Source organism: Streptosporangium sp. NPDC051023 (assembly GCF_040689595.1).
In the GTDB taxonomy this organism is placed as follows: domain Bacteria; phylum Actinomycetota; class Actinomycetes; order Streptosporangiales; family Streptosporangiaceae; genus Streptosporangium.
This window is the reverse complement of sequence record NZ_JBFBCE010000040.1, coordinates 1-26,956: the sequence shown is the minus strand read 5'-3', so window position 1 is coordinate 26,956 and position 26,956 is coordinate 1. Positions and strand designations below refer to the sequence as shown.

At 69.8% G+C, this 26,956-nt stretch carries 21 protein-coding genes; 7 read left to right on the top strand and 14 right to left on the bottom strand.

What is annotated here, in order from left to right; translation table 11 throughout:
* Positions 1-2: 2 nt before the first annotated feature.
* Genes AB0395_RS25525 through AB0395_RS25515 form a run of 3 tightly spaced genes read left to right on the top strand, consistent with a single transcriptional unit; the run spans position 3 to position 3,336 of the window.
* Positions 3-1,760 carry an ABC transporter permease subunit gene (locus AB0395_RS25525; protein WP_366284628.1) on the top strand — a complete coding sequence of 586 codons (1,758 nt, stop codon included), beginning with the start codon at positions 3-5 and terminating at the stop codon, positions 1,758-1,760.
* A complete protein-coding gene (locus tag AB0395_RS25520; RefSeq protein WP_366284626.1) occupies positions 1,757-2,572 on the top strand; it encodes a hypothetical protein in 816 nt (271 codons plus the stop codon). Before AB0395_RS25525 ends, AB0395_RS25520 begins: the two co-directional genes overlap by 4 nt.
* Positions 2,569-3,336, top strand: a complete 768-nt coding sequence (locus AB0395_RS25515; protein ID WP_366284623.1) for an SDR family oxidoreductase — start codon at positions 2,569-2,571, stop codon at positions 3,334-3,336. The genes AB0395_RS25520 and AB0395_RS25515 overlap by 4 nt, the downstream gene beginning before the upstream one ends.
* Positions 3,337-3,359: 23 nt before the next feature.
* On the opposite strand, the gene AB0395_RS25510 is transcribed toward AB0395_RS25515, so the two are convergent.
* Both AB0395_RS25510 and AB0395_RS25505 read right to left on the bottom strand, forming a co-directional pair.
* The gene (locus tag AB0395_RS25510; protein ID WP_366284621.1) at positions 3,360-5,888 is read right to left on the bottom strand and encodes a thioester reductase domain-containing protein; all 2,529 of its coding nucleotides are present in this window, start codon (positions 5,886-5,888) and stop codon (positions 3,360-3,362) included.
* Positions 5,885-7,378, bottom strand: coding sequence for a phosphopantetheine-binding protein (locus AB0395_RS25505; RefSeq protein ID WP_366284619.1), 1,494 nt, complete (start codon positions 7,376-7,378; stop codon positions 5,885-5,887). Before AB0395_RS25505 ends, AB0395_RS25510 begins: the two co-directional genes overlap by 4 nt.
* 172 nt (positions 7,379-7,550) lie before the next feature.
* Here AB0395_RS25505 and AB0395_RS25500 point away from each other — a divergent pair, with 172 nt between their 5' ends.
* Positions 7,551-9,074 carry a glycoside hydrolase family 3 protein gene (locus AB0395_RS25500; protein WP_366284618.1) on the top strand — a complete coding sequence of 508 codons (1,524 nt, stop codon included), beginning with the start codon at positions 7,551-7,553 and terminating at the stop codon, positions 9,072-9,074.
* A 14-nt stretch (positions 9,075-9,088) separates the two neighbouring features.
* Here the strand turns inward: AB0395_RS25500 and AB0395_RS25495 are convergent, their stop codons facing one another.
* The 4 genes from AB0395_RS25495 to AB0395_RS25480 all read right to left on the bottom strand — a co-directional run bounded on the left by AB0395_RS25495 (position 9,089) and on the right by AB0395_RS25480 (position 13,808).
* A complete protein-coding gene (locus AB0395_RS25495; protein ID WP_366284616.1) occupies positions 9,089-9,790 on the bottom strand; it encodes a PIG-L family deacetylase in 702 nt (233 codons plus the stop codon).
* Positions 9,790-10,932 (bottom strand): hypothetical protein, encoded by a 1,143-nt coding sequence (locus AB0395_RS25490; protein WP_366284614.1) that lies wholly within the window; start codon positions 10,930-10,932, stop codon positions 9,790-9,792. The genes AB0395_RS25495 and AB0395_RS25490 overlap by 1 nt, the downstream gene beginning before the upstream one ends.
* A gap of 169 nt (positions 10,933-11,101) precedes the next feature.
* Positions 11,102-12,280 (bottom strand): ROK family transcriptional regulator, encoded by a 1,179-nt coding sequence (locus AB0395_RS25485; RefSeq protein WP_366284611.1) that lies wholly within the window; start codon positions 12,278-12,280, stop codon positions 11,102-11,104.
* Between the two features lie 352 nt (positions 12,281-12,632).
* A complete protein-coding gene (locus AB0395_RS25480) occupies positions 12,633-13,808 on the bottom strand; it encodes a transposase (protein WP_366284608.1) in 1,176 nt (391 codons plus the stop codon).
* Between the two features lie 282 nt (positions 13,809-14,090).
* On the opposite strand from AB0395_RS25480, the gene AB0395_RS25475 reads away from it, so the two are divergent.
* Genes AB0395_RS25475 through AB0395_RS25465 form a run of 3 tightly spaced genes read left to right on the top strand, consistent with a single transcriptional unit; the run spans position 14,091 to position 17,028 of the window.
* Positions 14,091-15,767, top strand: coding sequence for a condensation domain-containing protein (locus AB0395_RS25475; protein ID WP_366284606.1), 1,677 nt, complete (start codon positions 14,091-14,093; stop codon positions 15,765-15,767).
* Positions 15,768-15,787: 20 nt separating this feature from the next.
* On the top strand, positions 15,788-16,237 hold the full coding sequence (locus AB0395_RS25470; RefSeq protein ID WP_366284603.1) for an Rrf2 family transcriptional regulator: 450 nt from the start codon (positions 15,788-15,790) through the stop codon (positions 16,235-16,237).
* 11 nt (positions 16,238-16,248) lie between these two features.
* Entirely contained in the window at positions 16,249-17,028 is a 780-nt protein-coding gene (locus AB0395_RS25465; protein WP_366284600.1) for a DNA-formamidopyrimidine glycosylase family protein, read from the top strand.
* A gap of 8 nt (positions 17,029-17,036) precedes the next feature.
* Here AB0395_RS25465 and AB0395_RS25460 read toward each other — a convergent pair whose 3' ends face one another.
* The 8 genes from AB0395_RS25460 to dapA all read right to left on the bottom strand — a co-directional run bounded on the left by AB0395_RS25460 (position 17,037) and on the right by dapA (position 26,590).
* The gene (locus AB0395_RS25460; protein WP_366284598.1) at positions 17,037-17,399 is read right to left on the bottom strand and encodes a helix-turn-helix transcriptional regulator; all 363 of its coding nucleotides are present in this window, start codon (positions 17,397-17,399) and stop codon (positions 17,037-17,039) included.
* A 207-nt stretch (positions 17,400-17,606) separates the two neighbouring features.
* Positions 17,607-18,110, bottom strand: coding sequence for a nicotinamide-nucleotide amidohydrolase family protein (locus AB0395_RS25455; protein WP_366284595.1), 504 nt, complete (start codon positions 18,108-18,110; stop codon positions 17,607-17,609).
* Positions 18,107-18,712: a CDP-diacylglycerol--glycerol-3-phosphate 3-phosphatidyltransferase gene (gene pgsA / locus AB0395_RS25450; RefSeq protein WP_366284594.1), complete on the bottom strand. Its 606-nt coding sequence runs from the start codon at positions 18,710-18,712 to the stop codon at positions 18,107-18,109. Before pgsA ends, AB0395_RS25455 begins: the two co-directional genes overlap by 4 nt.
* A gap of 25 nt (positions 18,713-18,737) precedes the next feature.
* Positions 18,738-20,147 (bottom strand): 30S ribosomal protein S12 methylthiotransferase RimO, encoded by a 1,410-nt coding sequence (rimO, locus tag AB0395_RS25445; RefSeq protein WP_366284592.1) that lies wholly within the window; start codon positions 20,145-20,147, stop codon positions 18,738-18,740.
* Between the two features lie 68 nt (positions 20,148-20,215).
* Complete coding sequence (locus tag AB0395_RS25440; RefSeq protein WP_366284590.1) at positions 20,216-20,974, bottom strand: RodZ domain-containing protein; 759 nt, start codon at positions 20,972-20,974, stop codon at positions 20,216-20,218.
* A gap of 82 nt (positions 20,975-21,056) precedes the next feature.
* Complete coding sequence (locus tag AB0395_RS25435; protein WP_366284588.1) at positions 21,057-23,585, bottom strand: DNA translocase FtsK; 2,529 nt, start codon at positions 23,583-23,585, stop codon at positions 21,057-21,059.
* Between the two features lie 237 nt (positions 23,586-23,822).
* The gene (locus AB0395_RS25430) at positions 23,823-25,508 is read right to left on the bottom strand and encodes a ribonuclease J (RefSeq protein WP_366284586.1); all 1,686 of its coding nucleotides are present in this window, start codon (positions 25,506-25,508) and stop codon (positions 23,823-23,825) included.
* A 155-nt stretch (positions 25,509-25,663) separates the two neighbouring features.
* A complete protein-coding gene (gene dapA / locus AB0395_RS25425; RefSeq protein ID WP_366284583.1) occupies positions 25,664-26,590 on the bottom strand; it encodes a 4-hydroxy-tetrahydrodipicolinate synthase in 927 nt (308 codons plus the stop codon).
* Between the last annotated feature and the right edge of the window lie 366 nt (positions 26,591-26,956).

Here is a 26,956-nt window from a genome sequence, read left to right as displayed (position 1 = left end):
CGGTGATCACGCTACCCGCGCTGCGAATGGTGTGGACATCGCTGCAGCTCACCGATGAGACCGGAGTAAGCCATGGGTTCGCCGGGTTGGCCAACTACCGCCGCTTGTTCGCCGAACCAGCGCTGGCCAACGTTCTGAGCAACACGGTGGTGTGGGTGCTGCTCGTGGTCGGCGTGTCCATCGTTGTCGCGCTTGGTCTGGCACAGCTGCTGAACAAGCAATTCTTCGGGCGGCGCCTGGTGCGCTGGGCGCTGATCGTGCCGTGGGCGACCTCACTGGTGATGACCTCGACGGTGTGGCGGTACATGCTCGAGGGCGGCAACGGGATCGTCAACCGGTTCCTGATGGACCTCGGCGTGATCAGCGCACCGATCGGCTGGTATCAGGACCCCCGGTATGCCTTCTGGACGGTGGTCGGGGTGGGCATCGTGGTGACCATCCCGTTCACCACTTATGTGCTGCTGGCCGGGTTGCAGGCGATCGAGCCGCAAGTGTACGAGGCCGGAAAGCTGGACGGTGCAGGCCCGTGGAAGACATACCGGTACATCACCCTGCCACTGCTCCGCCCGGCCCTGGTGATCGCCACAATCTTGGTCACCATCTACGTTTTCAACTCGTTCCCGGTGATCTGGGTCATCACCGGGAGCAACCCGGGGAACTTCTCAGACACCACCCTTACCTGGGCGTACAAGATCGCTTTCCGGCAGCAGTTGAACACCGGCGAGGGAGCCGCGCTGTCGGTGTTCAACGTCCTGATACTCATCGTCGTGGTAGTGCTGTACCTGCGTGCGGTCAACGGCAACCGGGAGCGGCAGTCGTGGCTGGGCCGCACCTGGGCGGCACTGACCGACCGGCTGAGCGAACGATGGGGCCGGCAGCGTTCGGCAGGTCCCGTTTCAGTAGCGGTATCCGACCGGGTACACCGGAAGGTATGGCCGCGGCTGCGTCCGGTGGTGCTGCCGCTGGTCGGGCTGGTCGTCGCGGCGTTCTTCCTGGCCCCGTACGCGGTGATGTTCCTGGCCTCGTTCAAGGACGGCGCCGACCTCTACGCGGTGCCCGCCACCTACCTGCCGCGGCATTGGGAATGGAGCAACTGGACGAACGTGTGGGATGTGCTGCCGCTCACCACGCTGCTGCGCAACAGTCTGATCATCGCGGCCGCCTCGACCGCGCTGGTCTTGGTGATCGCGGTGCCGGCCGCGTACTACACCGCTCGCAACCGATTCGCCGGCCGGACAGCCTTCCTGAATCTTGTGCTGGTCACGCAGGTCCTCGCCCCGGTCGCCTTGGTCGTCGGCATCTACCAGGAGGTCATCTATGTCGACGGGGTCAACCAATACTGGGCGATCGTCGTGGTCAACGCGGCGTTCAACCTCGCTTTCGTCACCTGGATCATGAATGGCCAGTTCGCCGGCATCGACCTCGCGATCGAGGAGGCGGCCATGATGGAAGGGCTCGGTCCGGTGCGCCGGATGCTGCGCATCATGCTGCCGGTGGTGCGCCCGGGTCTGGTGACCGCACTGGTCTTCACCTTCATTCAGGTGTGGAACGAGTTCGTCATTTCGCTGACCGTCTTCAACGACCCGACCCATGGCCGGGTCACCCTGCCGGTCGGCATCCAGCAACTGGTCGGCCTCAACCAGACCAATTACCAGTACCTCTTCGTCGCCTCTCTGATCGCGACGGTACCCGTCGTGGTGCTGTTCATCACCATCGAGCGGCATCTGGTAGGAGGACTGACCGCGGGGAGCGTCAAATGATCGAGTTGACTGCCGGGAACGCCGCCATCCGGGTGAACCCTGCCGACGGCGGTCGCCTGACGTCCCTGCGAGTTGGCGGCGCGGAACTGCTGGGCAGCGGTGGTGCGGGCCCATCAGGCCTGGGCCAGATCATGTACGGCAGCTTCCTGATGGCGCCGTTCGTCGGCCGCCTGGAAGGGGCCCGGTTCACGTTCGCCGGGCGAGAGTGGACGGTACCGGCGAATCTCGCCCCGCATGCCCTGCACGGTCTCGTCTTCGACCGCCCCTGGACCGTCGACGGCACCGCGGCCATCGACATCGAACTGGACGAGCGATGGCCGTTCGGCGGCGCCGTGCGGCAGGAATTCGAGCTGACGCCGGACGCGCTGACAGTACGCGCCACGGTGACCAACGAACGCCGCACCATGCCGGCGATCGTCGGTTTCCACCCGTGGTTCACGCGCAGGATCGACGGCGGGCCGGAACTCACCTACCGCTTTGAACCCGGCCTGCGCTATGTCTGCGATGAAGACGGCATCCCGCAGCATCTATCCACCTCTACCGGCTCGCGGCCATGGGATGACTCTTTCACCGCCGTCGCAAGCTCACCGGTCCTTCGCTGGCCGACCCTTGACCTGACCGTCGCCAGCGCGGCCAGCCACTGGATCGTCTGCGAAACCAAAGCCGACGCCATCTGTGTCGAACCGTTGTCCGGACCGGTCAACGGCTTGAATACCCACCATTATCAGATCGTCGAGCCCGGAGCGCCGTTGCAATTCTCGATGACGCTGCGCTGGACCGCACGACAGCCAACCGGCAGGAAGACAATATGACCGTCTTGGACTCATTTTCGTTGCAGGGCAAGGTCGCCGTGGTCACCGGAGCCAGCCGCGGCATCGGCCGAGCCCTGGCCCAGGCACTGGGCGAGGCGGGCGCGGCGGTCGCGGTGACCGCCCGCACCCTCGAGGCCGCCGAGCGAGCGGCCCGTGAACTTCAAGCCTCCGGGATCACAGCACTGCCGGTCGGTCTTGAGGTGACCGATCCGGCTCAGGTCGATCAGATGGTTGAGCTGGTCAGCGGGCAACTGGGGCCGATCGACGTACTGATCAACAATGCCGGCATCAGTATCGGCCGGGCGGCTCTGGACACCCCCGATGAGCTCTGGCGCGAGGTGCTGGCCACCAACCTGGACGGGCTCTGGTACTGCAGCAAGGCGGTCGGCGCGCAGATGGTCGCACAGGGCGGCGGGAGCATCGTCAACATTGGCTCCATGTCGGCCATGATCGTCAACCGGCCCCGGTGGCAGCCCGCGTATCTGGCCTCCAAGGCCGCGGTGCACCAGCTGACCAAGGCTTTGGCCGCCGAGTGGGCACCGTACGGAATACGGGTCAACGCGCTCGCCCCCGGTTATATCCTCACCGAGGCGTCCCCCGTGGACCAGCCGGAGTATCGCGAATGGTGTGTCGAGCCCGCCGCGATGAAGCGGTACGGTCTGCCTGAGGAACTCGGCCCGGCGGTGGTCTTTCTGGCCAGCGCGGCATCCAGCTTCATGACGGGCTCAGTGGTGGTGGTGGACGGCGGATTCACCCTTTTCTAGATGTATCAGGCTGGCTGCAGGCGTCATGCACGGTAGCCTCCCGCGAGCACCCCTGCGGCGATGTAGTGGTCCAGGTAGCGGCCGAGCAGCTCGGCGTCCGCGGGCGGGCATACCAGCCCCGCGCGGGCAAGTGTCTCCTCCGTCGCCGAGCAGTCGAAGGAGGGGCCCGCCTGCGTGCCGTGCTCGGCTAAGAAGGCCGGGTAGCGGGCGATCGGCAGGTCGTCGCCGACCGCGATGCGGTCGCGGACCAGCCTGCGCCACTCGTCGCCGGGCGTGAGCCGTACCGGGAAACCTCGCTCGTTCAGGCCCTGGGCCAGCACGGCGGAACGCAGGACACGGGGGTTGTGGTGGTGAAAGTCGCCGACGACCCCGCTCAGCGCGAGGTGGACGATCGCCGAGGCGACGTGGTCGACCGGCGCCATGTCGAGCCTTTCCCCATCGGGCACGGAGCCGAGGCGCACGCAGGTCTCGAAGAACCGGCCGAGGAAGTCGCCCGGCATCGCCATGGCCGTCCTGCTGTGGGCCGAGACCCTGGCGGGACGGTGGATGGAGATCGGCAGCCCGGTACGGCGGGCCGCGTCCGCGAGCCGGTCCGCGACCCACTTGCTCTGGTCGTAGCCGAGACTGAGCAGGCCGGGGTCGGGCAGCGGATCCCCCTCCCTGACCGTGCGCTCACCGGGGGTCAGGTGGACGCCGAGCGTGGAGACCAGGTGGACCGGGGTCGTCCTGCCGCCGCTCGACGCCAGGCGCAGGATGTCCAGGACGCCGTCCACGTTGGCCCCCCGTAGCCTCCGGTACGGCCAGGCGACGTTGACCTGGGCCCCGTTGTGCACGACGAGGTCGGCCGTCTCGGCCAGCTCGGCGAACCGTCCGTCCTGCAGGCCGAGCCGGGGGACGCCCAGCTCGCCGGGCTCCACGACGATCCGCCAGGCGAACCAGTCGTCCCACAGGCCGTACCGCTCCAGGTTCGCGCGCAGCCGCTCCTTCTGCGCCTCTCCCCTGACCAGGCAGTGGACGGTCGCCTCCGTGACGTAGAGCAGCTCGGCCAGGAGATGGGCGCCGAGGAAGCCGGTCGCGCCGGTGAGCAGCACCCGGCTCGGCGGTCCCTGCGGGATCGGCGCGCCGCTGAAGGCGATGTCACCGGGCAGGACGGCCTCGGCGCGCAGGTCGACGGCCTCGGCGGGATCGATCCGGTCGAAGAACTCCAGGTTCCCGTCGGGACGCCGCCTGGCCAGGTCTTCCGGGGACTCACCGAGGACGGTCGCGCGCTCGGCGTCCGGCAGGATCTCCAGCTCTGACAGACGGCTGCCCGGCGCCGCGGTGACAGAACCGAGCAGCGTCTCGAAGTGGACGGCCATCCGCTCGACGGTCGACCGGTCGTACAGGGCGGTGCTGTAGTCGACCATGAGCTGCACGTGCGTCGGGTAGACGACCACGTTCAGCGACAGGTCGAACTTGGCGGAGATCAGCCCGGAGACCACGGGCTCCGCGTGCAGCCCCGCGAGCTCGATCGACCCCCCGTCGGGGTTGCTGAGCATCAGCATCGTCTGGAACAGCGGGGTCCTGGCCGGATCCCTGTCCAGCCGCATCTCGCTCACCAGCCGTTCGAACGGCACCGCGGCGTGGCCGTACATGGTGAAGGCGCGCCGCCGTACCCGTTTGAGAAGCTCGCGGAAGGACGGGTCTCCTCCGAGGTCGGCGCGCAGGGCCAGGGTGTTGATGAAGACGCCGAAGACCCGTTCGAACTCCTCGTTGTCACGCCCCGCGACGGGGGTGCCGACACAGAAGTCCTCCTGCCCGCTGTAGCGGGACAGCAGAACCTGGTAGGCGGCCAGGACCGCCATGAACGGGGTACAGCGCTCGGCCCTGGCCAGCTCGGTGACCCGCCGCCACAGCTCGACCGGGACGCGGTGGATCACCAGGTCGCCATCGGCCGACCGCACGGCGGGACGTGGCCTGTCGGTGGGCAGCTCCAGCACCGGTACGCCGTCGAGCTCCCTCGCCGGGCCCGCGACGTCGGCCGGTCGCTCGCGCTGCGCGCGCACGTGGTCGCCGTACTGCCGCGGCGGCGGCGCGAGCGGTGAGGGCCGTCCCTCGGTGAAGGCGGCGTACAGCGCGGCCAGCTCGGCGAGCAGGATCTGCTCGATCGACCAGGCGTCCCCGGCGATGTGGTGCACGACCAGCAGGAAGAGGTGTTCTCGCGGCCCTGAGCGCATCAGGGTCGCGCGCAGCAACGGCCCGGCGGCCAGATCGAAGGGCCGGTTGCTCCGCTCTGCGATTGCCTCCGGCGACGGCTCGCCCTCCAGGTCGAGGCGCTCCATCACCACGGGCTCCGGGTCGAGCACCCTGGCCACCGGGGCGCCCCCGGCCCCGGGGAAGACGGTGCGCAGCGCCTCGTGCCTGGCGACGATCTCGCTCAGCGCCCGTTCAAGGGCGTCGGCGTCCAGCGGTCCGGCCAGCCGCTCGCAGACGACCATGTTGTAGGCGCCGTCCCCCGGCGTGAGCCGGTCGAGGAACCACAGGCGCTCCTGCGCGTGGGAGAGCGCGCTCACGCCTGCTCTCCCCGCAGGCGGGTGACCTCCTCGGCCATGCCGGCGACGGTGGGGTTGTCGAAGAAGACGTCGAGGGAGACCTCGACGCCGAGCCTGCGCCGGGCCCTGGCGATGATCTGGGTGATGGTCAGCGAGTGGCCGCCGAGGTCGTAGAGATCCTCGTCGGGAGCGATGTCGTCGATGCGGAGGACCTCCTGCCAGATCTCGCGCACCTGCGCGATCACCGGATCCTCCTGGTCCAGTGACGACGGCGTGGTGTCCGGGGCCGGGGAGAGCAGATCGGTCACAGGAGACTCCTTTTTTGGTTCGGGGATGAACGACTCTTCGGGTCCGGCGAGCCCCTCGGGCCTGGTGGACACGACCAGGTCGGCGACCTTCGCCCGAGGCTCGACGGCGATCGCGCGCAACAGGGCGCGCAGTTGTCCCGCCACGAGGACCACGCCGTCGTGGCCGATCGCGAGGGGGTTGAAGCGGAGGCCAAGGGTGAGACTCATGTCTCCGTCGACGGCCTCCAGGTGCAGCACTCCGCGGGCGGTGCCGTTGAAGACCGTCCACTCGACGCCGGTGCCGACCCCGGGGAAGTACGGCGCCGCCGCCCGCCTGCGGTAACCGAGCAGGACGGGGCGCGGGGCCGTCCCGCCCGCCGCATGCCGTTTCCGGTAGAGCCCGCGAAGCTCCATCTTGACCGCGCGCAAGTAGGCGGGGAGGTTCTCGTCGAGGCCGGGGCAGGCGGCGAACGGCAGCTCGGCGACGAAGGACCCGATGTGGTCGCGGGTCAGCTCCGTGCGGGTGCCGAGGGCGAGGGCCAGGGGCGCGCCGGTGTTGCCGTAGCGGCGCAACAGCACACCGACGGCCGCGACGAACAGCTCGAACCTGGTCGCGCCCAAGGTGGTCGCGGCGGCGGCGAACGCCTCGAACTCCGCTCCGGCGAGCACGATCTCGACGATCTCGCCGGGGCCGATGCCGCGGGGGGTCGCACGCAGGCCGGGCAGGACGAGCCCGCCGTCCCCCGGGAACGCCCCGGCCTCAGCCTCGTCCGCCTCCCCGGTCTTCTCCGCCTTCTCCGGCTCGCCCGTTCCCGTTCCGGCCGGGCTCCGGGAGGGTTCGCCGTACGGCACCGCGGGTCCCGGCAGCGCGGCGCGCGAGAAGTACGCGTTGGCCAGGTCGTGGACCAGGAGGTCCTTCGAGCACGCGTCGAACACCCTGTCGTGGGCCGTGAAGATCAGCCTGTTGCGGTCCCGCCCCAGAGTGACCAGCGTGAACCGGGCCAGGGGGCCGTTCACCAGGTCGAAGGGGCGGGCCACCTCGTCCGCCGCGACCCCGGAGTAGCGCTCAGGGGACGACTCGACCCTGGCGACCCTGATCGGGCCGAGCACCGGATGCCGGTTCGCGACGGCGTCGCACGCCCGCAGCAGCGCGGGAACATCCAGGGGGCCGTTCAGATGGAGCACCAGCGGAATTCCCCGCAGGGCCAAGGAAGTGTGCGACATCCTGTCCGTCTCCCTCGTGGGTGACTTCTCTTCGGGCAGGCCGACAGGGGGCGTAAATCACCCCGACACAATTTATTAGGAAAGTTTACTGTCTATTTACGCAACCCGAATGCTACACATGTGGTACGTCTGAAACAAGCGACATGTAATGGGAATCGACCGGGAGGCGTTGATGATCGTTCGCGGGGGCCTGAGTGGCGCGAGCCCCGAACTTGCCGGGCTTGCGGACACCGTGCTGCAGCCGGGCTTCGTGGGGACCGAGGTACCCGACTGGCTGCGTAAGCGACTCGCGGAGGGGCTCGGCGGGGTTGCGCTTTACTCCCGAAATCTTGTAGACAGTGCCCAGGTCAGAGCGCTGACCGCCGCCCTGAGAGCGGAGAACCCGGACGTGGTGATCGCCACGGACGAGGAGGCCGGCGACGTCACCCGCCTTGAGGCGCTCATCGGCAGCTCCCGCCCGGGCAACCTCGCACTCGGCGCGGTCGACGACCCCGAGCTGACCGAGCGGGTGGCCCGCGGGATCGGCGCCGACCTGGCGGCGGCGGGCATCACCCTCAACTACGCCCCCGTGGTCGACGTCAACTCCGACCTGGACAACCCCGTCGTCGGCACCCGCGCCTTCGGCTCCGACCCGTGGCTGGTCGCCCGGCACGCCGCCGCCTGGGTCACGGGCCTGCAGTCGGCGGGCGTCGCCGCCTGTGCCAAGCACTTCCCCGGCCACGGTGCGACCGCCGTCGACTCGCACAACGACCTGCCGACGGTCTCGTACTCGGCCGAGGAGCTCGCGGCGACCACGCTTCCGCCGTACCGGGCCGCCATCGAGGCCGGGGTCCAGGCCGTGATGACCGGCCACCTGCTCGTCCCCGCCTACGATCCGGACTCCCCCGCCACGATGAGCGCCCGCCTCCTGGTCGGGCTCCTGCGCGAGGAACTCGGCTTCGACGGGCTGATCGTGACCGACGCCGTTGAGATGCCCTCGGTCGCCGAACGGTACGGCGTGACCGGCGCGGCGGTACGTGCCCTGGTCGCGGGGGCCGACGCCATCTGCGTCGGCGGCGAGCGCAAGGGCGCCGGAGTCGTCGGATTCATGCGCAACGCCATCATGGCCGCCGTGATCGACGGCACACTGCCCGAAGAGCGCCTGGCGGAGGCCGCCTCCAGGGTGCGCCGTCTGGCCGCGTGGTCGGCCGAGCAGCGCCGGGTGACATGGGCGGCGGGGACGGCGGGGACGGTGGGCCTCGACCCCTCCGGCCTCGCCGCCGCCCGGCGTGCCCTGCGAATCCGCGGCGAGGTGCTGCCCCTCGCCGCGGCCCCGCAGGTGGTCGAGTTCGTGTCCGAGACCAACATCGCCATCGACCGGGCGACCCCCTGGGGCGTCACCGTACCGCTGGCCGCGCTGCTCCCCGGCACCGACGGGGTACGGCTCGGCCCGGACGACCAGGTCCCCGCGCCCGCGGAAGGGCGCCCGCTGGTGATCGTGGTGCGGGACGCCCACCGGCACGCCTGGGTCTCGGCCGGGCTCGACGCCCTGCTGGCCCGACGCCCGGACGCGATCGTGGTCGAGATGGGCCTGCCCGGCCCCCTGACGCCAGGCGGCACGCACATCACCACCCACGGCGCGACGACCGTGTCCGGCCAGGCCGTGGCCGAACTCCTGGCCGGGCACGCCGCGATGACCGGCATGGCGCCCGCCTGAGACCCCCGCCGGGGTCACTCCTCGACAGCCCACACCAGCTCATGCTGGAGCGGCCCCGGCATCGCGGCGAACTCTCCGTACTCGCAGGCAAGCGGCGCGATCTGTGAGGCGTAGGACAGCACGGCGCGCCGCTTGAGCGTCCACTCGGCCTCGTCGAGCCGGATCCGCAGCTCGGGGCGGATCCGGTACCGCTCAGCGAGCGTCCGCACCGGCTCCTTCGCGGCCAGGGCCTCGACGGCGGAGGCGGTCCCCCACTCGCGGATCGCCGCGGCGTACGGGAGGTCGGCGTAGGCCAGAAGCTCGGCGGCGCCGGTCTTGCGCAGCACGTCCAGGGCCTGGTCGCGGACCGTCTCGTGGTCGGCGTTGCCGATGCCCATCGGGACCAGCACCCGGGTCCGCGGCGTGACGTGCTCGGTGAGGAAGTCCTCGAGCCCGCGCAACCGCAACGCCTGCGCGGGAACGTCGGGATGGTCGAGCGCGACCTGGTCCACACCGAGGATCTCGCACGCCCTGGCGTCCTCGGCCAGCCGTTCCCGCACCGTCTCCTCCGCGGAGGCGAACCCGCACAGTCGGTCCCACGCCGACGGCTGCTCGGCCGCGGCGCCGCCGAGCACCGTGACGACGACCGCGGGCCCCTCGTTCCTGGCCAGGACTCCCGCGACGGACATGGCCGCGTCGTCGAAGTGTGGTGAGACCACGATCGTCCGCCAGCTCATCACATCTCCCCGTTCCTGGTCAGCACGAGGCCGCGGCTGCCCCGCTTGCGCAGATAGGCCAGGCCGTCGCAGACGAACTCGAGCGTCGGCGGGGCCAGCTCGACGCGTTCGGCGACGCGCCAGACGGACTGTTGCCTGATCCAGGGCCAGACCATGTCGTTGAGCTGCCCCGTCTCCAGGGCGATGAGGATCCGATCGGTCGGCAGGGCGTCGAGCAGCGTCAGGTCCTGGTCGTAGTAGAGCATCTCGATCAGCAGGTAGGCCGCGGCGGGACGACCGCGCCCTGCGGCCAGTTCCTGAAGGCTTTCGGACGAGACCTCGGCATCGGAGCCCGCGCGCTCGGCCAGCCTGGCCAGGAACGCGGCGTTCGGCTCCGTGGCCTGGACCGTGTAGCCCTTGCCCGCCAGCCTGCGGGTCAGCTCGCCCTCACAGGCCCCGACCTCGACGATCGGCCCGTCGCCGGGAGAGCACCACCGGCCGACCCACGCCGCCGTCGCGTCGAGCCGGTCGGCCTCGTACGCCGAGCGGCCGAACTCCCACGGGTCGTCCGCGACGGCGGCGTCCTCCCCCAGACTGGAGATGAGCGCGTACAGCCGGTTCGCCCGTGTCGCGTCCGCGGTGAAGAAACGCTCGACCACCGGCACCCGGTCCGTGGTGACGAGCCGGTCGGGCACACGGCTGCGCAGCAGCTCGCCCGCGCGCCGGTTGACGAAGTCGATTTTGGCCTCGGCCTCGGCGCCGCTGAGCGCGACGGCCTCGCCGGGAATCGTCTGCAGGAACGGGTTGTCCCCGACCGAGTAGGACACGTCCGTCGTAGGAACCGCCCTGGAGACGACCCAGCCGAACCCGGCCCTGCGGATGCGGTGATCGGCGGGAGAGTGGGTCCAGACCTCGGCGGGCGCGTCGCCCAGCCAGGCGGCGACCTCCCCGGGGGCGGGCAGGGCCGCGGTGTTGCCTCCCGGTTCGACGAACGGCGCGAGCAGTTCCAGACGCTCCCTCAGCGGCAGGCCACCGGGAAGCGTCACCCGCGCGCCTGACCGGCCGATGAGAACCCCGACGTCGTGGTCGGCGTGGCGTCTCAGAACGGATACGAACTCAAGGGCGACGTCCTCAGCATGTAACACGGCGATGACTGCCGTCATAGATCCCCGTTCCCCGATCACGGAGGAGTGTCATTTCCATGACATTTCCGCGCCAGCATAGACGATCTTCCCGACTTCGCAACGGGGAGAGTCAGGAAAATTCAGGGAACCAGTAAGATCTGCCCGATTGGAGCGCTCCGATGGATTCCCGGAGCGCTCCATCACGCCCTCACGAGGCGAAGATCTCCTCACGGGCCTGGTCGAGCGCGGCGAGAACGGCTCCGCGCAGCACCGGGTTTCCAGTCACCTGACTGGGCACCACCTGCGGGCGGACCGGGCAGATCCGGGCGACCGCCTCCTCGATCCTGGAGGTGAGCAGGTCCCCGCCCGCCTGGCTGACCTCGCCCGCGAGCACCACGAGCCCGGGGTCGAGCACGACACACACCGACGCGACGCCCAGCGCGAGACGCCCGGCGATCTCGTCCAGCAGCGGCTCTCCCCGCTCGCCCGCCTCGACGGCGGCCGCGACGCACTCGGCCGCGCTTCCACCGTCGAAACCGTAGGTCACGGCGAGCTCCGTCACCGCCTCCGCGCTGACCAGCGACTGCAGACCGCCCGCGAGCGACGGCAGCCGCCCCGGCACCGCCCGCACGTCCTCGGCCAGTGGCACGCCAGGCACGGGGAGGTAGCCGATCTCACCCGCGCTGCCGGACAGGCCGCGGTGCAGCCTGCCGCCGAGCACGACACCGAGACCGATGCCACGGCCGACCCAGAGCAGCACGAAGTCATCCGCGCCCCGCGCCGCGCCGCGGGCGCGCTCGGCAATGGCAACGAGGTTCACATCGTTCTCGATTTTGACGTCGCGCCGCAGGTCACGGGCGAGCGCCTCGTGGATTCCCTCGTGCCAGCCGGGCAGGTCGAAGGAGAAACGCACGTCTCCCGTCCTGGGGTCGACGACACCCGGGGTGCCGATCACGACCGCCCTCAGCTTGGACAGGGCGACCTTCGCCGAGCGGCACGCCTTGACGACCGCACTGTGCACGAGGGCCACCGGATCGTCGTGCCCGTTCGGCGCGACCGCGACCTCCGACACGATCTCTCCGTGGATATCGGCGATGGCGGTGGTCACGAATTCCGGGCCCACATCCAGGCCCGCCACATAGGCCGAGGAAGAAATGATCCCATAAAGCGCGGCATTGGGTCCTCTCCCTCCCGCCTGCTCTCCTGCCACCTCGACCAGACCGCGCTCCTCCAACCGGGCCAGCGTCTGGGACGCCGTCACCTTGGAAAGGCCGGTGAGCTCCCCGATCTGGCCCCGCGTCAGCGGTCCCGAATCAAGCAACAGCTCCAGGGCGGCCCGGTCGTTGATCTCCCTCAGCAGCCTGGGCACGCCAGGACGTCGCTCCATACGCATGCTCTCTTGTTCGCCGTTTCCCCGTCGCAATTACATTCAGGCAAGAATAGCGGTTCTATTCATTAATAAAGCTTCCTGATAGTTTAGCCCCGCACCGACCCCCCGGGAGTCCGAGGGGGTGCCCCCGGCCACGTCACCCCTCCTCGCACCCCCTCGGCCACCCGCGCTCCCTCCGCCCTCACAATGCGGGATCCCCGTGAAATCAGGGCTTGCGACGTCCACCCGTCGCGTGGAACACTCCGGGAAACGGGAAATGGTAAAGATTCTTTTCAGTAAGACTCTTACGGCGTGTGGCGAGGCAGGTCTCGACGTGACTCCTCTGCTCCCTGAAGGAAGCGGCTTCTCGCTAAGCCGCTCGCGCGGCGTCGCGAAGGGCAAGCCCTGCCCTCAAGATGTTGATCGCCGCGTTGACATCGGCATGCGCGCCATGCCCACACGCCCTACACCGGAAGGCGGCCTGGCTGACCCGGTTCTCCTTCGCCACATGGCCGCATGCGGCGCAGGTGCCGGCGGGGTTCACCGCGATCAGCGCGCGACCGGCGCTTTCAGCCTTGTCCGCGAGAACCGTCAGGAACACCCCCCAGCCCGCGTCCAGAATGCTTCGGTTGAGGCCGGACTCGGCTGCGACATTCCGCCCTGGGGCGTCGATGGTGCCGGACGCCGAGCGGGTCATGTTCACGATCCGCAGCTCCTCGTGCACGATCACGCCGTACCCGGCCACCAGCGCGAGCGCGGCCTTGTGCGCGCCATCCAGACGCTGACGCCGCACCTTCCCGTGCAAAGCGGCGACCCGGGCGGCGGCCTTACGGCGACGCCCGCTACCGCGCTGGGTCCGGGCCAGCGCCCGCTGCGCCGCGGCCAGACGGGCGGCGGAGGCGGCCAAGGGGCGTGGATTGGCCAGATGCTCACCGTCGCTGGTGGTCACCAGGGACGCCACACCCAGGTCGATGCCGACCGCCGCATCCGTCGCCGGGAGCGCCTGGGCGGGGACATCGTCACAGGACAGCACCACGTACCAGCGGGAACCCTCCCGCCTCACACTGATCGTCTTGACGGTGCCGAGCACCCGGCGGTGCCGGTGGACGCGCACATGCCCGACGCCCTGCAGGCGGAGATAGGTCGCGGTGGGGTGGTTGGGCTGGGAGTCCCAGCGGCAGCCATCACCGTCCTTGGGCCAGGTGACGGTGTCGAACCGGCCCCTGCCTTTGAAACGGGGGAAGCCGGGGGTGCGGCCCTGGCAGACCCGGGTGAAGAAGGCGGCGAACGCCGTGTCCAGGCGGCGCAGGGTGGCCTGCTGGGAGGAGAACGACCACCGGCCCTGCCCGCCGGGGTCGTCGGCGCGGATGTGTTTCAACTCCCCCGGCTGCTCGCCGTACCGGACGCTCACCCCGGCCTTACGGTAAGCCGTGCGGCGATGCTCCAACGCCGCGTTGTAGAGCTGCCGGTGGTCCTCCACGCACGCGGCGAGCGCGACCGCTTGCTTGCTGGTGGGGCGCAGCAGGAACCTGAACGACCTACGCACGGCCGCCCCCTTCCAGGCGCGCCTTCACCGGCCCGCCGAGAACCGGGCGGCGGCACCTCGGGCACCACACGACGGGATAGCCCAGGTCGTACGCCACGCGGGGAGAGGTGCACACCTGACGAGCCACCCGACCATTACAACAGCACCACAACATCCAACGCACAGTGATCGGAGATTTCCGATGCGCAGACCGAACCGGTCGGGGCACGCTCGGGTCCTGACGGCCCTCCCACTCCCGATTCCCCAGTCACCTGAAGACAACGGTCCCCTCGGGAGACTCTGATGGAAACCGTCATCAGTATCGCGGCCTGCTACGCAGGGCGACCGACCCGGCACGGACCCGTCACGATGGGCCAGGCGAACATGGCGCGTTGCGTGCTGCGCGACCCGCCCCTGCACATGAACTTCCGCGAAACCCGGCGCATTCCCCCGGGGACGACCCTCGCCACCGTCGTCGAGGCGGTCGGGGAACTGCTCTCCCGGCACGAGAGCCTGCGGGCCACGATCCGCTCCGGTACCCAGATGGTTTCGGGTTCGGGCACGCTGCCCGTCGAGGTGCACGTCATCGAGGACGCCCCGGACGAGCACGACCTGGACGAGCTGGCTGAGGAGGTCGGCCTGCATATCCAGGGCATCCGGTTCGACGTGGAGAACGAGCTGCCGATTCGGGTCGCGGTGGTCACCGAGGGGGAGGTCCCCCTCAGAGTGGTCTTCGTCCTGCCCCATACCTCGGTCGACGAGGTCGGTCTGGCCACCGTCATGCGCGACTGGGAACGGCTGGTCAGCGGCGAGGCCGTACCCGCGCCGTGCCAGACGCAGCCGCTGGAGCTGGCGCTCACGGAGAAGGCCCCGCCCGCCCAGCTGCGGACCGCGGCTGCCCTGCGGCACTGGAGGACCCAGCTCGTCCGGGTGCCGCAGTCGATGTTCGCGATCGACGAGGCGGCCGACCCCGAGGCGCTCAGGCCCCGGCTCAGAGTCCGTTCCTCGGTGGCGGGCGAGGCGCTGGGCACCGTGGCGCGCCGTACCGGCGCCAGCCGCTCTGTGGTCACGCTCGCCGCGCTCGGGACGCTGATCGGTGTCCGGGCCGTCCAGCGGACCTGCGTGATCGCCTCACTGACCAGCAACAGGATCCGTCCCGAGGTGCGCGACTACGTCGGCCCGCTGGCCCAAGACGCGCTGATCGCCACCGACCTCGACGTCCCCAGCTTCGACGAGGCGATCCGCCGCTTCCGCACCGCCTCCCTCACCGGATACCAGCACACCCGGTTCGACTCGACCGCGCTCTGGGAGCTGATCGGCACGGTCAACGCCGAGCGGGGGGTCGACTTCGCCCGCGACTGCGTCTTCAGTGACATGAGCGGGGTGGCCTTGGCCGAGCGGGAGCCCCCGCCGTCCGGCGACATCGAGTGCCGCTGGCTGCCGGAGGCCTCCTTCCCCGCGCACCTGGCCCTGTGGACCAACCGCCTCGAGGACGAAGTTGACCTGACGTTCTGGATCGATCCCGGGGTCATGTCGCGGGCCGAGGCGGAGAGCTTCGGGACCGGTCTCGTCAAACTGCTGATCGAGGCCGCGAAACGGGTCATTCCCCTGCGGGACGTCCCGGATGTTTCCGGGGTCACGCCCGTCGAGTACGGCCCGAGCTGGATCCATGCCGACTCCTGCTGGGTGAATCTGGAGGCCGTCGACCGGCTGGTCGGCGATGCCGTCGGGGGACGCCCTTACCGGGTGACCCACGATGCCGAAGGGCGTCTGACCTGCCATGTCTCCGCCGGAACCCCCGAGGAGATCCACGCCGCGTGCCTGGCCCTGCTGCCGGGCCGCACCTCGGCGATGGCTCCCCACCACTATGTGATCCACCAGCCCGCGCCCGGGGACGCGTGGCTGCACGCCCCTGTCGTCGTCGAAGGCCGCGGACGCAAGTTCGGTTTTTCTGGGACCTCGCGCGTAAGCAGTCAATAGCAGGCGGGATAATCGATTACATGCGTCTATCCGCTCGTGTCGACTATGCCCTACGTGCCGCCGCCGAACTCGCCGCCGCGGGTGACGGACCTACCACTGTGGGTGAGCTGGCCAAGGAGCAGGACATGCCGCCCAAATACCTGGAGAACATCCTCCTTCAGATGCGGCGGGCCGGCCTGGTCCGAGGCCAGCGTGGCCCGGAGGGCGGCTACGTGCTGGCCCGTCCCGCCTCGGAGATCACGCTGGCGGACGTGATCCGCGCGGTGGACGGGCCGCTGGCCAACGTGCGGGGCGAGCGCCCCGAGCACGTCGGCTACCGGGGTCCGGCCGAGGCGCTACAGCAGGTCTGGATCGCGCTGCGAGCCAGTGAGCGGGCGATCCTGGAGGAGGTCACGCTCGACAGCGTGGCCACGGGCGCGCTTCCCGAGCGGGTCCGCCAGCTCGCCGCCGACCCCGCCGCCTGGGACTAAAGCCGCCTCCCGTGCCGGAGGGTGACGTCGTCTACCGCACGGCCAGACAGCTCGGCCTTGCGCTGAACGGGCGAGTGCTCACCCGCTCCGACTTCCGCGTGCCCAGATACGCCACCGCCGACCTGACGGGCCGGACCGTGCTGGAGACTCTCTCCCGCGGCAAGCACCTGCTCACCAGGGTCGACGGCGGCCTGACGGTGCACACCCATCTGCGGATGGAGGGAAGCTGGCAGGTCTCCCCCGTGGGACGCAGGCCACCGCCCGGCGACGTCGTCCGCTTGCTGCTGGCCAACGCGCAGTGGCAGGCGGTCGGGGTACGGCTCGGCATGGTCGACCTGCTGCCAACCGGGCACGAGGAACGGGTCGTCGGGCATCTCGGGCCCGACCTGCTTGGAGCGGACTGGGATCCGGAGGAGGCCGTACGGCGTCTTGCCGCCGACCCTGGGACGACGATCGGGGAGGCGCTGCTCGACCAGCGCAACCTCGCGGGGATCGGCACCATCTACCGCGCCGAGACACTCTTCCTGGCCGGAGTCTGGCCGTGGCGGCCCGTGGGCGCGGTCGAGGACCTGAAGAGGGTCGTGGGAATCGCGCAGCGGTTGCTGCACGCGAACAGGGAGCGCCCGAGCAGGGTGACGACGGGAGACGCGCGCCCTGGCCGGGACACCTGGGTCTACGGCAGAGCGGGGCGGCCTTGCCTGCGCTGCGGGAGCCGGGTCAGTCGTGGCGAGATGGGGGAACGACCGCAGGAACGGCTGATTGTCTGGTGTCGTCGCTGCCAGCCGGAGTGAGCGGCCGGTTAGGCGGCAACCATGTCATTGACCTCAGGAAAAACCGAGTCTCCAATGGCGCCGGGCACCACGGTCTCGGCGATCGGCAGGCGCTCCCGCTCAGGCACGTCACCGGCGAGAACCGGGGCGTGCTGAAGCTCGGCCAGCGCGAACTGGTCGGAGACCTCACGCAGCACCTGTGAAAGCGGCACACCGAGGGCACCGCAGATCGACGCGAGCAATTCGGAAGAGGCCTCCTTCTGACCACGCTCCACCTCGGACAGATATCCGAGAGAAACACGAGCCAGTGTGGAAACCTCACGCAAGGTGCGACTCTGCCGCACCCGCAGCCGCCGCAGCACGTCACCGAGCAGCTGACGCAGCAGGACCATCTGTCGCTCCCTCCCCGGCGCAGGCGCCTTCACGACACTCCGCGCGATCGGTTCGTGCCGCCCGTTCTTCGAACGCGACCCTTCGTACATACTCCTCGCCGTCATCATCGCTTGACCTTTACCTCACTCACAGCTCCACCGTACCTGTATCCACCAACCCTGCGGCAGACCGTGGTGAGCATGTTCGCTGGGGACGTAACGCGGTAATCACCCGGATTGTTCCCCCAAGTTCGACTCGAGCACACCTAAAAGCAGGTCTACAGCCTCATTGACTGTCGATTGGCGAATTTCCTCACGCATGCCTGCGAGACGGAGATCCCGGTGCCATACCCGCCCATCAGGGCCGCTAACAGCCAGATGCACGGTGCCCACCGGTTTGCCGTCCTGCGGGTCGGGACCGGCGACGCCGGTGGCCGCCAGGCCGTACGTGGCGCCGGTGAGCCTGCGGACGCCGTCGGCCATCGCCGCGGCGACCTGCGGGTGCACGGCCCCCTCACGCGCCAGCAGGTCTGCGGGGACGCCGAGCAGGCGGTGCTTGAGGTCGGTCGCGTAGGACAGGACTCCGCCGACGAAGGCCGCGGACGCCCCCGAGGGGGCCGTGAGCGCCGCGCCGATCAGCCCCGCGGTCAGAGACTCGGCGACCGCCACCGTCTCCCCCCTGCGGACGAGGAGGGAGAGCACACTGGTCGCGGCGAGCAGGCGGTGACTCATCTGGCCCGCGCCCGCTTCGCCACCTGCCGCAGCCTGATCGCGCGGATCACGTAGTCGAGGCCGGTGCCCACCGTCACGACGACCGCGGCGCCCATGACGACCCAGCGGATCGGCCCGGGGACGCCCGGCCACATGTAGGAGACGATCGCGGCGATCTGCAGGACGGTCTTGACCTTGCCGCCGTAGCTGGCGGGGATCACGCCGTGCCTGATGACCGCGAACCGCAGCAGGGTCACGCCGAGCTCTCTGCCGAGGATCACGACGGTGACCCACCACGACAGCTCGTCCAGGACCGAGAGGCTGATGAGCGCGGCGCCGATCAACGCCTTGTCCGCGATCGGGTCGGCGATCTTGCCGAAGTCGGTGATCAGGCCGTAGCGGCGGGCCAGCTCACCGTCGAGCAGGTCGGTGAGCGAGGCCACCAGGAAGACCACCAGCGCGGTGACCCGCCAGCCGGTGCCCGGCAGGAACAGGCAGACCGCGAAGAGGGGAACCATCGCCAGCCGTATCACCGTCACGACGTTGGCGATGTTCCACGCGCTCACCTTGGGGCCCGTGGTCGCCGACGTCGGATCGGTGCCGGTCTCTGGCGTGTTGGTCATACGATCTCCCGCCCCGGCGGCGCGCTCACGAGGCGGCCTTGATGCGGGCGATCAGGTCCACTCCCTCTGAGTCGACCACGACCGCCCTGACGATCTGACCGGGGACCAGGCCGATGCCCTGAACCGTGACGGAGCCGTCGACCTCGGGCCCCTGGTGCGCCGCGCGCCCCTCGTAGCCGCCGTCGCCGAGATCCTCCTCGATGAGGACGTCGACCTCGGTGCCGATCCGCTCCTCGGCCCGCTGGGCCATGAGCTCCTCGGCCAGCTCGGTGAGCGTGGCCACGCGGGCGTCGATGGTCTCCTGGTCCAGTTTCCCAGGGAGTGAGGCCGCCTCGGTGCCCTCTTCGTCGGAGTAGCCGAAGACACCGATCACGTCGAGCCTGGCCTCCTCGAGGAAGGCGACCAGCTCGCCGAACTCCTCCTCGGTCTCTCCGGGGAAACCCACGATGAAGTTGGAGCGCACTCCCGCCTCCGGGGCCTTCGCCCTGACCGTCTCCAGCAGCTCCAGGAAGCGCCTGGGGTCGCCGAAGCGGCGCATCCGCCGCAGCACCGACCCGCTGGCGTGCTGGAAGGACAGGTCGAAGTAGGAGGCGATGCCCTCGGTCGAGGCGATCATCTCCAGCAGGCCGGGACGCAGCTCCGCGGGCTGCAGGTAGCTGACCCGCACCCGCTCGACGCCCTCGACCGCGGCCAGGGAGGGCAGCAGCTTCTCGAGCGCCCGCAGGTCGCCCAGGTCCTTGCCGTAGGAGGTGGAGTTCTCGCTGACCAGAACGAGCTCCTTGACCCCCTGCCCGGCCAGCCAGACGGCCTCGCCGACGAGGTCGGCAGGCTCACGAGAGACGTAGGCGCCGCGGAACGCCGGGATGGCGCAGAAGGTGCAGCGCCTGTCGCACCCCGAGGCCAGTTTCAGCGAGGCGACAGGCCCGTCTCCCAGGCGCTTGCGCAGTGGCCTGGGGCCGCTGGCAGGAGCCACCCCCTCGGGCAGCTCTCCGTGGCCGGGGATGTTGGTCTTGGGGGCCGCCGCGCGCTCGACCGGTGAGATCGGCAGCAGGGTCCTGCGGTCGCGCGGACTGTGCGGGACGAGCGGCTTACCCGCCAGCACGTCGTCGAGACGCGTGCCGATCTGGGTGTAGTCGTCGAAGGAGATGACGGCCGCCGCCTCTGGCAGGGCATCGGCGAGTTGGTCGCCGTACCTCTCCGCCATACAGCCCGCGGCGACCACTTTGGCCCCGGAGTCGGCCGCGGCGAGCAGCGTGTCGATGGAGTCCTTTTTCGCTGAGTCGATGAAGCCGCAGGTGTTGACGACGATGACATCGGGGTCGTCGTCGCCCACCTGCCAACCGGCAGCCTCAAGACGCGCGGCGAGCTCTTCTGAGTCGACCTCGTTGCGCGCGCAGCCCAGCGTGATCAGCGATGCGGTTCGGCGGGATGACATGGTGGACACTACGGTATCGGGAGTTGGCGACCACCGATGCACCTCCCCCGTTCCCAGACCCTGCCGGACTATCTCGGCGTGGACGCGGGGACGCCGTACGAGCGGTTGACGACCTGGCCGCGGCGCCCGGGAGCTCCGAGGTTCTTCCCGTTGAGCTGCAGCGAGACCGCTCCTCCGTCGCTGAAGATGACCTTCACCCCTTTGTCGGTCCGCCAGACGGAGGTTTTACCCGCCTCCAGGGTGCCGGAGAAGAGTTGCTTGCCGCTCATGTCCTTCACATCGAGCCACGAGGAACGCTTCGCCCTGATCTGGAGGACCACGGGACCGCTCACCTTGCCCGCGGCCAGCGAGGCCGGTTTGCGCGGCGCCCCGGGCGTGTCGGGCCCCTCCCCGGGCATGGACGACGTCGGCACGGCGGGGTGCACGTCGGCCGTCGGCGTCTCCTCCCCGCCCCCCATGGTCTTGACCACGGCGAAGACCACGACGATGGCCAGCGCGACCGCCATGGCCGTCGTCCAGTTGGGCGAGCGGCTCTCCCGGATCTTGATGGGCGTGTCCGCCTGGAACACGCTGGCCGCCCTGACCGGCAGCGGCACGCCCCCGTGCAGCTCGTCGTACTCGTGCACCATGGCCTCTGGATCAAGCCCGACGACCTTGGCGATGTTGCGGACGTGGCCTCGCGCGTAGAAGTCTCCCCCGCACTGGGAGAAGTCGTCCCGCTCGATCGCGTGGATCAGCGCCTCACGAATGCGCGTGTGCGCGCTCAACTCCGCCACGGTCAGCCCCGCCGACCGGCGCGCCTCCGCCAAACTGCTGCCAATGCTCATGCCGCACGCCCCCAAAGCCCCCGACGCTGCGTAGTGAGTACTATTCAATCAGTAATCGGGTGGGTCTCGTACGGCGGGGGCGTCATTGGCCTCGAAGGTCCGCCAGAAGCCCGGGCAGTTCGTCGGGCTTGACCATGACCTCGCGCGCCTTCGACCCCTCACTCGGCCCGACGACGTTCCTGCTCTCCAGCAGGTCCATCAGGCGGCCCGCCTTGGCGAAACCGACCCGCAGCTTGCGCTGGAGCATCGAGGTCGAGCCGAACTGGGTGGTCACGATCAGCTCTGCCGCCTGGACCAGCAGGTCGAGGTCGTCGCCGATGTCCTCGTCGATCTCCTTCTTGGTCGTCGCCGAGGCGGCGACGTCGTCGCGGTACTCGGCCTGCATCTGCGTCTTGCAGTGCGTGACGACCTCGGAGATCTCCTTCTCGGACACGAAGGCGTTCTGCAGCCGCATGGGCTTGCTCGCGCCCATCGGAAGGAACAGGGCGTCGCCCTGGCCGACCAGCTTCTCCGCGCCCGGCTGGTCCAGGATGACGCGGCTGTCGGCGAGGCTGGAGGTGGCGAACGCGAGCCGCGAGGGCACGTTGGCCTTGATCAGGCCGGTGACCACGTCGACGCTCGGCCGCTGGGTGGCGATGACCAGGTGGATGCCCGCGGCGCGGGCGAGCTGGGTGATGCGGACGATGGAGTCCTCGACGTCGCGCGGGGCGACCATCATCAGGTCGGCCAGCTCGTCCACGATCACCAGAAGGTATGGATACGGCTGGTAGACACGCTCACTGCCGGGCGGCGGCACGAGCTTGCCCGCGCGCACCGCCTTGTTGAAGTCGTCGACATGGCGGAAACCGCTGGCCGCGAGGTCGTCGTAGCGACGGTCCATCTCGCCGACCACCCACTCCAGGGCCTCTGCGGCCTTCTTGGGATTGGTGATGATCGGCGTGATGAGGTGCGGGATGCCCTCGTAGACGCTCAGCTCGACCCGCTTGGGGTCGACCAGCACCATCCGCACCTCGTCGGGCGTCGCGCGCATCAGGATCGAGGAGATCAGACCGTTGACGCAGACCGACTTTCCCGCGCCGGTCGCGCCCGCGATGAGCAGGTGCGGCATCTTGGCCAGGTTGGCCACGATCGTGCGGCCCTCCACGTCCTTGCCGAGGCCGACGATCATCGGGTGGTGGTCGGCCTGGGCCACCTGCGAGCGCAGGATGTCACCCAGCGACACGAGGTCCTTGTCGGTGTTCGGGATCTCCACGCCGATCGCCGACTTGCCGGGGATCGGGCTGAGGATCCGCACATCGGCCGACTTGACGGCGTAGGCGATGTTCCTGGTCAGCGCGGTGACCTTCTCGACCTTGACCGCCGGGCCGAGCTCGATCTCGTAGCGCGTCACCGTCGGCCCCCGGGTGAACCCGATGACCTGGGCGTCGATGGAGAACTGCTCCATCACGCTGGTCAGCGCGTTGACCACGACGGTGTTCGCCTTGGTCTGCGGCTTCGGCGCGCTGCCCGGGCTCAGGAGCTGGGTGTCCGGCAGGGTGTAGGGGCCCGCCTGCGGGGACAGGACGAGCTGCTCCACCTTGCGCGGGGCCGGGGTCGGCTCGGGCGGCTCGGTCCTGAGGACGGGGGCGGCCCCCTCCTCCTCCGCGGGCTCCTCCGCGAGCCCGGGAACGATCTCCGGGGAGTGGTCGGCGAGCTTGTTCTGCGGCTCGGTGACGACAGGCGTGTCGTACGGCTTGACGGTGTCGCCGGCGTCCTGCCCCTCCCCCTGCTTCTTGCGCGCGGGCTTCCTGGCCTGCCTGGCGGGCCTGGCGGGCGCGTCCCGGTCGAAGAGCATGTGCCTGATCTCGGCCAGCCGCTCCGGGATCCGGTGGACCGGGGTCGCGGTGATCACCAGGACGCCGAACCCGGACAGGATGAGCAGCAACGGGATCGTGACGAAGGCGGGCAGGATGCTCGCGGGCGGCGCGGAGACGATGAAGCCGATCATGCCACCCGCGGCCGAGACCTTGTCCATGCCGTCGGAGGCGCCTCCGGACGGGTAGGGGGTGTCGTGCACGACGTGCACGACACCGAGCAGGCCGACCATGAGCGCGGACCACCCGATGCCCATGCGGCCCGTGTCGGCGTTCTGGTCGGGGTGGCGCAGCAGCCGCCAGGCCAGCAGGGCGAGCAGGATGGGGATCAGCCAGGCGAGCGACCCGAAGACCCCGCGCATCACCCCGTTGACCACCTCGGAGACCGCGCCCGTCGTGTCCCGCCAAAGGATGGCGGCCAGCGCGATCGCCCCGGAGAACACCGCGAGCCCGAGCCCGTCTCGACGGTGCACCGGGTCCAGCTCCCGGGCGTTCTGCCCCAGAGCCCGCGCCGCGCTGCCGATGCCGCCCGCCAGCAGCATCCAGATCCCCATGAACAGCTTGCCGATCAGGGTGAACACCCAGCCGATCGGGTCGTGCTGGGGGCTCGCGGGCCTGCGGGCCTGCGGGGCGGGCTTCGCCCGGGTCGTGGCGACCCGCCTGACGGGAGCCGTGCGGGACGAGGGGGACCCGGACCGGCCCGATGACCCCTTGGCGGGAGTCTTGCCTGAGGCGCCTTTAGACGTACCGGTGGCCATGATAGCGAGGCTATCGAGCCTGACGGCGGATGGCGCGAAGGCTCGCCGGAAGCCAGACCAGCCATATGGGACAAAAGACCCAGGGGCGATGTTTTCCCCCGGCACCTGCCGCGTTCCCCGCCCCGGCGTTCTCCCTGTCGGCGCGGGCCCGGCCAGGACCGGCCGTACGGCGACCAGACGGGCCGAAACGGTGTCGACCGTACGGCGGCCGGCCGCGGCCGCCGTACGGTGAACGGGTCAGACCTCGACCACCACGGGGATGATCATCGGGCGGCGGCGGTAGGTGTCGCTCACCCAGCGCCCGACGGTCCTGCGGACCACCCTGCGGATCTGCTGGATGTCCACGACGCCGTCGGCCGCGTGCTCCTCGATCGCCCTCTCGATCTGCGGGAGGACCTCCAGGAGCCGGTCGGGGTCGATGCCCGACCCGCGGGCGTGGATCTCCGGGCCTCCGGTCAGCTTGCCCGTGCCGGTGTCGACGACCACGACGACGGAGATGAACCCCTCCTCGCCCAGGATGCGCCGGTCCTTGAGGGCGAAGTCGGTGACGTCTCCGACCGAGGTCCCGTCCACGTAGACGTAGCCCGCGGGAACCGCTCCCACGATCCTCGCGCGGCCGTCGACCAGGTCGACCACGACACCGTCCTCGGCGATCACGATGTGGTCGTCGGGAACCCCGGTCAGCGCGGCGAGCTTGGCGTGGGCCCGCAGGTGCCGCCACTCACCGTGCACCGGCATGAAGTTGGAGGGCCGGGTCAGGTTGAGCACGTAGAGCAGCTCGCCCGCGGCGGCGTGCCCGGAGACGTGCACCTTCGCGTTGCCCTTGTGCACCACGCGGGCGCCCCAGCGGCTCAGCCCGTTGATCACCTTGTTGACGGCGGTCTCGTTGCCCGGCACCAGGGAGGAGGCCAGCAGGACGGTGTCGCCCTCGGCCACCCGGATGGGGTGGTCGCGGTTGGCCATGCGCGAGAGCGCCGCCATCGGCTCGCCCTGGGACCCGGTGCAGATCAGCACCACGTCCTCCGGCGGCCAGCCCTCGATCTCCTTGGAGTCGACGATGACGTCCGGCGAGACCCTCAGGTAGCCGAGGTCCCTGGCGACGCCCATGTTGCGGATCATGGAACGGCCGACGAGCGCGACCTTGCGGCCGTGCTTCTCCGCGGAGTCGATGACCTGCTGGACGCGGTGGATGTGGGAGGCGAAGCTCGCCACGATCACCCGCTTCTCCGCGGTGCGGATCACCTCGTCGATGACCGGGGCGATCTCCCGCTCGCTGGTGACGAAGCCCGGAACCTCGGCGTTCGTCGAGTCCGACATCAGCAGGTCGACGCCCTCAGCGCCGAGCCTGGCGAACCCGCCCAGGTCGGTCAGCCGCCCGTCGCTGGGCAGCTGGTCCATCCTGAAGTCGCCGGTGTGCAGCACGATGCCCGCGGGCGTCCTGATCGCCACGGCCAGCGCGTCGGGGATCGAGTGGTTGACCGCGAAGAACTCCGTCTCGAACGGCCCGAACGTGCGCCGCTCCCCCTCGACGACCTCGACCTTGACCGGCTGGATGCGGTGCTCGGTGAGTTTCGCCTCGATCAGCGCCAGCGTCAGCTTCGAGCCGACGATCGGGATGTCACGACGCTCCCGCAGGAGGTACGGCACGGCGCCGATGTGGTCCTCGTGCGCGTGTGTCAGCACCAGGGCCTCGACGTCGTCGAGGCGGTCCCTGATGTACTCGAAGTCGGGCAGGATCAGGTCGACGCCGGGCTGGTCGGGCTCGGGGAACAGCACCCCGCAGTCGACGATCAGCAGACGGCCTTCGTACTCGAACACCGCCATGTTGCGGCCGATCTCGCCGAGACCGCCCAGCGCGACGATGCGCAGCGCGCCTTCGGGAAGCTCAGGCGGCGGCCCGAGTTCCGGGTGGGGGTGACTCATTCGGCCACGCCTCTCTGGTAAATGACGGTGGCTCCCCCGAACGGCAGGACTGCTCCCTCGCCGAGCACTCCGATCGTCGGCGGACCGCTGTGTCCTCTGTCACTCAAACTTCCGCTTCTCCCATCTGCGGCCGTCACCGGCCGCCACGTTCCCTCTCATGGCACAACTCCGTCGGGCAGCTTCACGCCACCCGCGATCAAGTCTTCTCTCAGCCGCGCGACCTGCTCCGCCGTGGCCTCCGCCAACGGCGCCCGCACCGGTCCCGCGGACCGCCCCACCAGGGTCAGCGCCGCCTTCGTCATGATCGCACCGCCCGCCCGCGTCATGATTCCCGACACCACGGGGAGCAGCCTGCGGTGGACGGCGAGCGCCCCCGAGACGTCGCCGGAGCGGTAGAGCTCCATCATCGCGGCGATCTCGGCGCCCACGACGTGCCCGACGACGCTGACGCATCCGGCGGCCCCGACCGAGACCCAGGGCAGGTTGAGCGTGTCGTCGCCCGAGTAGAAGACCAGGTCGGTGGCCGCCATCACCTGCGACCCGGCGAACAGGTCGGCCTTGGCATCCTTCACCGCGACGATCCGCTCGTGTCCGGCCAGCCTCAGGAGAGTGCCCGTCTCGATGGGCACACCGCTGCGGCCCGGGATGTCGTAGAGCATGACCGGCAGTCCGGTGGCGTCGGCCACGGCGGTGAAGTGCCGGTAGAGCCCCTCCTGCGGGGGCTTGCTGTAGTAGGGCGTCACCACGAGGAGACCGTGGGCTCCCGCGCGCTCGGCGGCCCTGGCCAGCTCGACGCTGTGGCGGGTGTCGTTGGTGCCCGCTCCCGCGACGATCGTGGCGCGGTCGCCGACCTCATCCACGACGGTGCGCAGGATGCGCTCCTTCTCCTCGTCCGAGGTGGTCGGGGACTCCCCCGTGGTGCCGCTCACGATGAGGCCGTCGTTGCGCTGCTCGTCCACCAGATAGGCGGCCAGACGCCGCACCGCCTCATAGTCGACCGAGCCGTCGCCGGTGAACGGTGTGACCATGGCGGTCAGCATGCGGCCGAAGGGGGCGTCAGAGGTTCCAGTTGGCGCTGCCATAGACCGAACGCTACCCGGATCCACAGAAACGGTAGACCTCGCCACCCCGCCTAGCCTCCGTACCCCGATGGACCCAAGGGCGAACATCCCCCCGCGCCGCCCGACGCACACCGTACACGTGGATATGCGTGCCGTGGCCGGACTGAGGCTCGGCCTGGCTGAACCGGTCAACCGGAGACCGGTTGCGGCCTGGGCGCCTGTGGCGAGAACCGGTTGGGCCTGGGCGGACTGGGATCCGCCCCATCCCCCTTACCCGGGGACTGTTTTCGGCTTGGGCGCGCCGGTGTCTGGACTGAGGAACGTCAGGGAGCGGCACGGGCAGGGCGCGCGGGGGTATGCAGCGGCCCGTGCGAACCACCACTGGCC

Excerpts from the sequence above, each read along its gene's own strand:
- AB0395_RS25485 (WP_366284611.1), bottom strand. The coding sequence starts at position 12,280 with ATGGAGCGACGTCCTGGCGTGCCCAGGCTGCTGAGGGAGATCAACGAC.
- AB0395_RS25460 (WP_366284598.1), bottom strand. The coding sequence starts at position 17,399 with ATGGTCCTGCTGCGTCAGCTGCTCGGTGACGTGCTGCGGCGGCTGCGG.
- AB0395_RS25515 (WP_366284623.1), top strand. The coding sequence starts at position 2,569 with ATGACCGTCTTGGACTCATTTTCGTTGCAGGGCAAGGTCGCCGTGGTC.
- AB0395_RS25430 (WP_366284586.1), bottom strand. The coding sequence starts at position 25,508 with ATGAGTCACCCCCACCCGGAACTCGGGCCGCCGCCTGAGCTTCCCGAA.
- AB0395_RS25475 (WP_366284606.1), top strand. The coding sequence starts at position 14,091 with ATGGAAACCGTCATCAGTATCGCGGCCTGCTACGCAGGGCGACCGACC.
- AB0395_RS25500 (WP_366284618.1), top strand. The coding sequence starts at position 7,551 with ATGATCGTTCGCGGGGGCCTGAGTGGCGCGAGCCCCGAACTTGCCGGG.
- AB0395_RS25455 (WP_366284595.1), bottom strand. The coding sequence starts at position 18,110 with ATGAGTCACCGCCTGCTCGCCGCGACCAGTGTGCTCTCCCTCCTCGTC.
- AB0395_RS25490 (WP_366284614.1), bottom strand. The coding sequence starts at position 10,932 with ATGACGGCAGTCATCGCCGTGTTACATGCTGAGGACGTCGCCCTTGAG.
- AB0395_RS25520 (WP_366284626.1), top strand. The coding sequence starts at position 1,757 with ATGATCGAGTTGACTGCCGGGAACGCCGCCATCCGGGTGAACCCTGCC.
- AB0395_RS25435 (WP_366284588.1), bottom strand. The coding sequence starts at position 23,585 with ATGGCCACCGGTACGTCTAAAGGCGCCTCAGGCAAGACTCCCGCCAAG.
- pgsA (WP_366284594.1), bottom strand. The coding sequence starts at position 18,712 with ATGACCAACACGCCAGAGACCGGCACCGATCCGACGTCGGCGACCACG.
- dapA (WP_366284583.1), bottom strand. The coding sequence starts at position 26,590 with ATGGCAGCGCCAACTGGAACCTCTGACGCCCCCTTCGGCCGCATGCTG.
- AB0395_RS25470 (WP_366284603.1), top strand. The coding sequence starts at position 15,788 with ATGCGTCTATCCGCTCGTGTCGACTATGCCCTACGTGCCGCCGCCGAA.
- AB0395_RS25495 (WP_366284616.1), bottom strand. The coding sequence starts at position 9,790 with ATGAGCTGGCGGACGATCGTGGTCTCACCACACTTCGACGACGCGGCC.
- AB0395_RS25505 (WP_366284619.1), bottom strand. The coding sequence starts at position 7,378 with ATGTCGCACACTTCCTTGGCCCTGCGGGGAATTCCGCTGGTGCTCCAT.
- rimO (WP_366284592.1), bottom strand. The coding sequence starts at position 20,147 with ATGTCATCCCGCCGAACCGCATCGCTGATCACGCTGGGCTGCGCGCGC.
- AB0395_RS25440 (WP_366284590.1), bottom strand. The coding sequence starts at position 20,974 with ATGAGCATTGGCAGCAGTTTGGCGGAGGCGCGCCGGTCGGCGGGGCTG.